The organism is Pseudomonas sp. H26/SER47-MNA-CIBAN-0231, from assembly GCF_040310465.1.
Lineage (GTDB): Bacteria > Pseudomonadota > Gammaproteobacteria > Pseudomonadales > Pseudomonadaceae > Aquipseudomonas > Aquipseudomonas atacamensis.
In genome coordinates this window covers 23,693-32,831 of the sequence record NZ_JBEOPW010000029.1, presented here as the reverse complement: position 1 = coordinate 32,831, position 9,139 = coordinate 23,693, and the positions used below count along the sequence as shown (strand labels likewise).

Annotated in this window: 3 protein-coding genes, 1 tRNA gene and 1 pseudogene; 2 read left to right on the top strand and 3 right to left on the bottom strand. The window is 57.9% G+C overall.

The features are described from left to right. Both AAEZ10_RS26350 and AAEZ10_RS26345 read left to right on the top strand, forming a co-directional pair. Positions 1-2,244, top strand: a pseudogene (locus tag AAEZ10_RS26350) (hypothetical protein); the annotation flags it as partial. Between the two features lie 542 nt (positions 2,245-2,786). Next, a complete protein-coding gene (locus AAEZ10_RS26345) occupies positions 2,787-5,051 on the top strand; it encodes a hypothetical protein (protein ID WP_350571650.1) in 2,265 nt (754 codons plus the stop codon). Positions 5,052-5,131: 80 nt separating this feature from the next. Here AAEZ10_RS26345 and AAEZ10_RS26340 read toward each other — a convergent pair. The 3 genes from AAEZ10_RS26340 to selA all read right to left on the bottom strand — a co-directional run bounded on the left by AAEZ10_RS26340 (position 5,132) and on the right by selA (position 8,558). Continuing rightward, positions 5,132-5,227, bottom strand: a tRNA-Sec gene (locus AAEZ10_RS26340). A 5-nt stretch (positions 5,228-5,232) separates the two neighbouring features. Further along, on the bottom strand, positions 5,233-7,149 hold the full coding sequence (selB, locus tag AAEZ10_RS26335; protein WP_350571656.1) for a selenocysteine-specific translation elongation factor: 1,917 nt from the start codon (positions 7,147-7,149) through the stop codon (positions 5,233-5,235). Continuing rightward, on the bottom strand, positions 7,146-8,558 hold the full coding sequence (selA, locus tag AAEZ10_RS26330) for an L-seryl-tRNA(Sec) selenium transferase (protein WP_350571648.1): 1,413 nt from the start codon (positions 8,556-8,558) through the stop codon (positions 7,146-7,148). The genes selB and selA overlap by 4 nt, the downstream gene beginning before the upstream one ends. Between the last annotated feature and the right edge of the window lie 581 nt (positions 8,559-9,139).

Below are 9,139 nucleotides of genomic sequence, written 5' to 3'. Positions count from 1 at the left end.
AAAGGCCTTAACCGCATCAAAATTCACATTGAGCGCACGTCCGGGAATGATGAACTCACACCTGAGCTGGTGCTCTACCACCGAACCTCTCCGCCCGGTGATTTACCACCGGTATTGAATCTCACCGTCAGCCACAAGGTCATCAACCAGGCGGAAGCTGACAAGTTCAAGGTGACTGTCACCTACGCCAACCCGCAGTGGTATGACCGGATTTTTGTGTCTTGCAATGGCGCGCATCACCAATATCAGCTCACACCCAGCAGTGTGTCGCCCCTGCCTCCCGTGCCACAAAGTGTGGTGATCGACATCCCGAAAGACAAGCTGATCGAGGGTGGCAACGATAAAACCTTCGAAATCAAATATCGCGTTGTCGACTACCTGACCAACCCGTCCGGCCCTCCAACCTGGTCCGATGCCGTGTTTGTGGAAGTGAATCTGGACAAGATCTCCCAAGAGCCGCCGACACTCGTTAACGCCGTCTCCCCAATCGATGTGCTGGCAAGTGAAGGCGGAGTGAAGGTGCGGGCCGAGTTCCAAGCCGCTTTGGCAAACGACAAGGCGACGCTGAAGATTGTCGATGGCGTACCGGGATCATCATTTCCGCAAGTGGCATTCAACACCAACCATCGCGCCAATTTCACATTCAGCGTGGCGTTCCTCCTCGCTCATCAAGGCAAAACAATCCAGGTGTCGTGGGTATTGATTCGTGATGGCGTGCCCAGCGGCGAATCCCCTCCTCTGGAGGTGGTCATCGATAAAATCGCGGTGGACGACCCGCGCTTGCCGACGCCGAATATTGCGGGGGAAATGGGGCAGCAGCTCAATGTTCCGGAACTACCGAATGATGCGCGGGTGCTCTCGGAAAAAATTCCACTGATGCAACAGACCCACCCGGTCTGGGTTGATTTTGAAGGCGTCGACGCGGATGGAAACCCGGTAACCAAGGAAGTTTCGACCGGCGGGCCTAGTGAACTGGCCGACAGGATTTCGTTCCTGGCGCAAGTCGAGTGGTTGAAGAACCTGAAAGATGGAAGCCCGTTGAGAGTGGTTTGTGCGGTCAATCTTGATGGGGTTAAGGACAAGACAAAAGCGGTGCCGCTTCGTGTGCGTAGTTATACGATTCGTGCAGCCGAGGACCTTTTAGCGCCTAAAATCAGACAGGCGCAAGACAACAGCCTGGATCCGTTTGCGGCGAAAGATGCGCTGACCGCTTTGGTCTTTGATCCTTCCATTCAGCTTGATGATGTAATCCAAGTGCGCTGGCTCGCCGCGCCAGGTACTCCTGCCGATGGCTCCTACACCTCGCCGCCTCACGTGGTCAAAGTGCTGGGCACGCAGGAGATTGCGCTGGACAACAAAGTGCTTGCGTACAGTTTCGGTGGCCATGTCACTGTGAAGTACAGCAAGACAACCGGATCGGCTACGCGCGATTCCCTGCCGCTGATACTGAGGGTCCAGGACATTGCCGACGCAGATCCTCGATTGCCCACGCCGACGATCGACCGGGTGACGGGGGATGCGCTGGATCCTGCGGATTTGTTGCCGACGGATCATACGCGGACGACCGCTTGGCCGTTGATAGCTGTAGGACAGCGGGTTGATTTGACTTATAGGGAAATCAAAAGTGATGGCAGTGCGGGAATTATTGAACAAGCGTATAAAGGGAAAGAAGTGACGACGGAGGACTTGGGTGGGTTAAAACATCCTGTTCCTGTAGCAAAACTGGCATCACTGGCGGACCGTTCGACCTTGAAACTCGAGGTTCAAGTCAATTTCGATGGAAATGAATCGGGCAGAAAATTTGCATTTCCAACCCGCACTTATAACGTAAGTAAAGGGTTTGACGACCTGACCACTTTCACGGATTACGACTGGAACAATTGGGAGCTTCGTAACGGTGGGGGCCCGTTCATCCAATATAACGACGGAGAATACTTCCTTGTTTCAGCTCTAGACTCCAACCAATATTACTCTATTAAATTGAGTAAATCCTTTGACGAAATACCGGGTCGCCAGCTATTTGAACTCAGCTTTAACTATCGATCTATCCATAAACTAAGTTTCGAGTTTAATCACAATGAACTTAGCGGTCCAATCGTATGGTTATCTGGAGGCAGTTACTGGCAATATCACAGAGCAATATTCAGCATGTCCAAACCACTCAGACTCTTGTACTTATATGCCGTGACAACTAACGGTAACTTCGATATTGATAACATCCGGCTAAGGCAGGTAAATAACTAATGAGGCGCGTCAGTGCGGGCAATTATCTTGTCGTGGCGGATCCATGGGAATCCTAGAGGTATAAGCAAGCCTGACGCGGCCGGAATATTCGAGGAACTAAAAACGTTTCCAGCGATAGAACGTCTTCCCACCCGGCAAAGCCAACGCCTACAGAGACTGCGCAGGCGATCATGCTCGGGAGAAACTGGAAGTGAATCGGGTGCTGGAACATCTGGAGATGCCTGAGTGATGCATGCAGGCTGAATTATTGGCTGCTCATTCTGCCCCTTACTCAGCACCCTCGCTCCCCCAGTTTGACCGCACTCCAAATGTGGGAGCGAGCCTCCTCGCGAAAGCTGAATATCAGTCACTGAGATGTCGACTGAATAACCGCATTCGCGAGCAGGCTCACTCCCACAGGGCATTGGATCCGCAGCGACCTACCATTCGTCGCATAACCATCCTCCACTGTCAGATCTGACAGTAGCCAACTTCCCACGCCCGGTATCTGATATCTCCATCCCGGCCAGCCCTCCCTGGCCATCTCATCAGGAAGGTGTGCCATGGAAAAGACGCAACCCGACAACACGGTCATGACGCTGTATCCGGTGATAATCCCTGTTGCCACCGAGAACGTGATCACTGACCCGCCAGCAGAGCCACCGACGGTCACCTATGGCTTGCCGTTGAAGGTATTCACGGACCTCACGCGCGATGAAATCAACGCCGCTGGTGTACAGGTGGTGGTCGATCCGCCTACGGACGTTGGTGAATATGGCAGTATCAGACTCTTCGTCAACGGTGAGCAGAGCGGCGTTCCACAGCCAGTCATCAACGAGCGAATGACCTTCACCGTGTTCCAGAGGGCACTTCACGACGGCGTCATCAACACCATCCAATACATTCTGAAAAACGTCGCCGGCAATGACAGCAAATCCATCGAAGCGTGGGCGCTCTACAACGACACCTTGCCCGGCGGCAATGATGTGCCTGGCACCGGCGATCATCCGGGGCTGCTGATCAGTCTGCCCGAAGGGCTCGGCAACCCGGCGGTGATCGACAAGGATCAGGCCGCCAAAGGCGTACTCCTGACGTTCGATTACCCTCATTGCCGCGCCTACGATGAGGTGACATACGAGATCAATCGCCAGACCTTCAAACACACGGTAACGCCGGAACAGGCGGGCAAGGCATTCTCGGTGCTGATCGGTCCCGACACCTTTCAAAAAATTGGCAGCATGAACAACTGCCCGTTCTCTTACACGGTGGTCGATCAACTGGCCAACGCCACTCACCGGAACCGCTGGTCGAAGTACATTCATGCCAACATTGACCTTGAGCGAAACTTCCTGCCCCAGCCGATCCTGCGCGAGGATCCAGACGATGACATGGACGATCCAGCGATTGTGGACCTCGACAAACTCGAGGGCCGGCCGCTACTGATCGTCGTTGCTCCTACCACTCCCGATTTTCAAAAGGGCGACACGGTCAGAGGGTATTCTCGGCTGAACGATTCAGCCGAGAAGCCGACCCAACCGGGCGTGATCACCGACAAGTTCGGGACGCTGCTACCGTGCATTCTGGAGCTACCCAACGATCAACTGACTTCCGGCGCGCGCTTGCAGGTGCGTTATGAGCTGGAACGGCCGGCAGGCACCGTCATTGGGCACTCCAGAACGGCCGAGTCCGAGATCATCGGCGAAGCGGCGCCGGATCTGGTAGCGCCCATAATCAAACAGGCACCAGGCAACAGCCTGGATCCGCTTGCCGCGAAAGATGCGCTGACCGCTCTGGCCTTTGATCCTTCCATTCAGCTCGACGACATAATCGTCGTGACCTGGACCGGCGCACCGGGCACGCCTGCCGACGGCTCCTACACCTCGCCGCCTCACGTGGTCAAAGTGCTGGGCACGCAGGAGATTGCGCTGGACAACAAAGTGCTTGCGTACAGTTTCGGTGGCAATGTCACTGTGAAATACAGCAAGACAACCGGATCGGCTACGCGCGATTCCCTGCCGCTGATACTAAGCGTGCAGGACATTGCCGACGGAGATCCTCGATTACCCACGCCGACGATCGACCGGGTGACGGGAGATGAGCTGGATCCTGCGGATTTGTTGGCGACGGATCATACGCGGACGACGGCTTGGCCGTTGATAGCTGTAGGACAGCGGGTTGATTTGACTTATAGGGAAATCAAACGTGATGGCAGTGCGGGAATTATTCTAGAGGCTTATAAAGGGAAAGAGGTGACGGCGGAGGATTTGGGTGGGATACGCCATCCAGTACCACTCGACAAGTTGCTGATGTTGGAAGACGAATCGACACTTGAGATTGAGGTGAAGGTTTCTTTTGATGAAACTGAAAGTGGGTACAAATCGTTGCCGAAGAGAATGTATCCAATCAAAAAGGGGTTCGATGATCTGACCACTTTCACGAATAACGACATGAATGGATGGAGTTTGCATGGATCAATAATCAACGAAAGCGGCGAGTACTATGCTCAGTCGCGCTTTTCTAATGAAGAGCACGACTTGATTCTAACCAAGTCATATCAAAATATACAAAGTGGCAAGCCATGCAGTTTAAGCTTCGACTATTTAGTTCCGGGGACAGCGGTATGCCATGTTACTCTTGGCCACGAACAGCCAAATCCAATTACGCTTCCGCGCATACAATTAACTACCACTGGCACATGGAAAAAAGTTGAAATAAAATTTTACATGGGACTACCTGAAACAAGCACTTACTCCACAATAAGACTTTCAATAAGTTACGCTACAGCCGTAAAAATGGATAACATCCGATTAATGGCCATACCGAAATGATGCCACCTATATAATTGATACTATCAGAGACATCTAACTTCAAGCTTTTTTACTACAACGATGTGGTTGAAAAGAAAAACTGGCGGAAGACAGCCGGAGTCGAACCTGCCCGGGAACGGATGCCGTCCCCAACCGGGTTTGAAGCCCGGCCGCGCCACCGGGCGCGATTGTCTTCCTGAACTCAGGGTGCGCAGGCGTCAGCCAGCGCGTTGTCGGGGCGGATCTGGCGGGATTCGCCGAGGCGGCGGGTCAGGCCGAGTCGGTCGAAATATTCCAGATACTGAATACAGCGTTTGCGTCCCAAGCCTAGCGCATCGCGGAAGGTTGTCACCTCAATCGACGGATTTTCTTCGGCGAGTTTCAGCAGCAGCGCCGCCATTTGTCGCAGGACGATGTCGCTGATGAACAGGTCGCGCACCACTTGGTGCATCAGGCCCAGCCGTGCAAGTTTGCGCAACAGCAGGCGAACTCTGGCATCGTCTTCGCCGAGCATTTTCGCGGCGTCGCGCACCCACGGCGGGTCGAAACCGGCCTGTTCGAAAAACGGCTGTAATTGCTGCCAGAGGATTTCATCGTCGGCATTCAGGCGCACCTGATGGTCGGGCAGGTGCAGCCAGGGGCCGCTGGCGAGGATCGAGCCGGCGCTGAGCAGTTCGTCGAGCAGGCTGATGAAGGTCGAGCGTTCCAGCGCCAGCGCGCTGAAGCGGCGCAGACGATCGCGGTCCGGGCCCATCTGGTCGGGTTCCTGTTCGTGGAATCGCGCCAGTTGTTCGAGCAAGGTGAATTTCAACTGGCCCCAGCGCTGCACGTTGAACAGCAGCGGGCCTTGGCGGGTGTCGATCAGGCGGATGTTCTCCGCCAGCGACCACTGCGGGCGCGGGCGGTTGAACTGGCGTTCCAGGCGTTGCGGGTCGAGGCCGCCGGGGCTGTGGTTGAGCAGTGCCGGCAAGGCTTGTTCGAGGCTGACACTCAGAGCGAGGGTTTGCAGTTGGGCGAGGCGTTCCGGGCTGCGGCGTTGGCGGGCCGGGGCGAACGGGTCGAGGACTGTGCCGCCGCCGAGGGTGCGCTGAGCGCTGGCGTCGCGCAGGATCAATCGATCGCCTTTCACTGCATGCACCGGCGCGTTGATCAGCAGTTGCGCGAACATGCGCTCGCCGGGACTCAGGCGCGGGCCTTGCAGCAAGGCGACGCGGGCGATGACATCTTGCGTGCCAAGGTGCAGATGCACCGGGTGAAAGTGTTCAAAGGTGCGCTCGCCGGGCAACAGCTGAAAGTCGATGTCGATGCGCTGGGTCGGGGCGTGCAGCCAATCCGCCAGCAGCCATTGGCCTCGGTGGATCTGCGCCAGTTCCAGACGATCGCCGCTGAGGTTCAATGCCACGCGTTGGCCAGCGAACGCCTGTTCGGCGGCCTGGTTTTGCGCGTGCAGGCCACGGATACGCACCGATTTGCCCGCAAGCCCCAAGACAAGCTTGTCGCCCACCGCAACCGTGCCCGACAACGCCGTGCCCGTGACCACAATCCCAGCACCCGCGACGCTGAACGCCCGATCGATCGCCAGACGAAAGCCGCCCTCACAACCGCGCGCCTGCACCTCGTTGTGCGCCTGCAATAATGCCGCGCGCAACTCATCGACGCCCTGCCCGTTCAAGCTCGACACGGTAAAAATCGGCGCATCAGCAAATGGTCCGGGCGCGAGCAGGTCGAGCACCTGACGCTGCACCTCTTCCACCCTGCCCGCTCCCGCCCGGTCGCATTTAGTGATCGCCACCAGCGCGCGGGGAATGCCGAGCAGTTCGACGATCGCCAGATGCTCGCGGGTCTGCGGCATCACGCCGTCGTCGGCCGCGACCACCAGCAGCACCAGATCGATGCCCTGCGCACCAGCGAGCATGTTGTGGGTGAATTTTTCGTGGCCGGGCACGTCGATGAAGCCGGTCAGCCCGGCGCCCGCTGCGAGTTCGGCGTAGAGATAACCGAGGTCGATGGTCATGCCGCGTTCGCGCTCCTGCGGGCGGCGGTCGCCGGTTTGCCCGGTCAGCGCTTGCAACAGCGAAGTCTTGCCGTGGTCGATGTGCCCCGCCGTGCCGACGATCACCGGTCGACCTGCAATTGCGCCAGCTGCGCCAGCCACCCTGGCTCATCGTCGAGCTGGCGTAGATCCAGCCACAGCGCATCGTCGCCGATTCGCCCAAGCACAGGGATCGGCAAACCGCGCAACGCCGCTTCTAGATTGAGCAGATAGCGCCCGCGCCAGCGCTTGGATACTTGCGGGCGACAACACAGCGCTGCACTCGGCAGACGCGCCACCGGTTGGCTGCCGCTGCCGATCATGCCCAACGCCTCGACTGCACTGACCTGCCAGACCTCGCCCAACACATCGGCGAGCAACGGTTGCAAACGCAGAGCCTGCGCATGAATCTCCGCTTGCGGCCGGGTCAGCAGGCGCAGGCTCGGCAGACGCTCGGCGAGGCGATCAGGGTCGCGGTACAAACCGAGCACCGCCTCCAGCGCGGCCAGGGTCAACTTGTCGACCCGCAGCGCACGCTTCAATGGGTTCTTCTTGATCTTCGCGATCAGTTCTCTGCGCCCGACAATCAATCCGGCCTGCGGCCCGCCGAGCAATTTGTCGCCGCTGAAGGTGACGATGTCGGCGCCATCGAGCAAGGCCTGACGCACCGTCGGTTCCGCCGGCAGGCCCCAGCGCGTCAGGTCGAGCAGACTGCCGCTGCCCAGGTCCTCCAGCAACGGTAAGCCATGAGCGTGAGCCAACTCGGCCAGTTCCGCAGTCGGCACCCGCGCGGTGAAGCCTTCGATGCTGTAGTTGCTGGCATGCACGCGCATGATCAACCCGCTGCGCGGGCCGATTGCTGCTTGGTAATCCCTGGCATGGGTGCGGTTGGTGGTGCCGACTTCGTGCAGGCGCACGCCGGCCCGGGCCATGATGTCGGGGATGCGGAAGGCACCGCCGATTTCGATCAGCTCACCGCGCGAGATGATGCCTTCCTTGCGCGCGCCGAGGCTGTTGAGGGTCAGCAGCACGGCAGCGGCATTGTTGTTGACCACGGTGACGGCTTCGGCGCCGGTCAGTTCGCGGATCAGGCCTTCGATCAGGTCGTCACGATCACCGCGCTTTCCGCTGCCCAGATCGAATTCGAGATTGAGCGGATAGCGTGCGGCCATTTGCACCGCTTCGATGGCTTCCTCGGGCAGCAAGGCGCGACCGAGATTGGTGTGCAGCACCGTGCCGGTCAGGTTGAATACCCGGCGCACCTGGCTGCGTTGTTGTTGCGCCAAGCGTTCGCCGACGCGGCCGGCGAGCACTTCGGGGCCGATCTCCACAGCTGCCAATTGCCCGCTCACCACGCCGGGCCTTAGCTCATCGAGCAACTGACGCAGACCCGTCAGCAACGAATCACGGCCGTAACGCTCGGCCAACGGCGCGCACGCCGGATGACGCAACAAGCCATCAATGGACGGCAACCGCAGGGCAACGCTAGAAGACATCAGCCACTCCTGATTTCACTGAAACAATCCCTTTTGGGAGCAAGCTTGCTCCCGAAAGGGTTTCAGAAGTGTAGACGCACTGCCGGAGCTAGCCTGCTCGCGAATGCGGTGTGTCAGTCAATGTGGAGGTGGCTGACCTGACGCCTTCGCGAGCAAGCTCGCTCCCACAGGGAAATCCGGGGCTGCAGGCTTTGTGATTCGGCACACAAATCTGTGGGAGCTGGCTTGCCAGCGATCGCGGTGGGTCAGTCAAAGAAGGTGGTGGATGTGCCGACCAATCGCTGGCAAGCCAGCTCCCACAGGAATTCGGGGTGGAATGAACATTGTTGGTCACCACAAAACCTGTGGGAGCAAGCTTGCTCGCGAATGCGGTGTGTCAGTCAATGTGGATGTGGCTGACCTGACGCCTTCGCGAGCAGGCTCGCTCCCACAGAGAAATCCGGGGCTGACCGGGCTTTGTGATTCGGCACATAAAACTGTGGCTGGCTTGCCAGCGATTGCGGTGGGGCAGTCAAAGAAGGCGGTGAATGTGCCGACCGAATCGCTGGCAAGCCAGCTCCCACAGTGATTCCGGGTGGAAT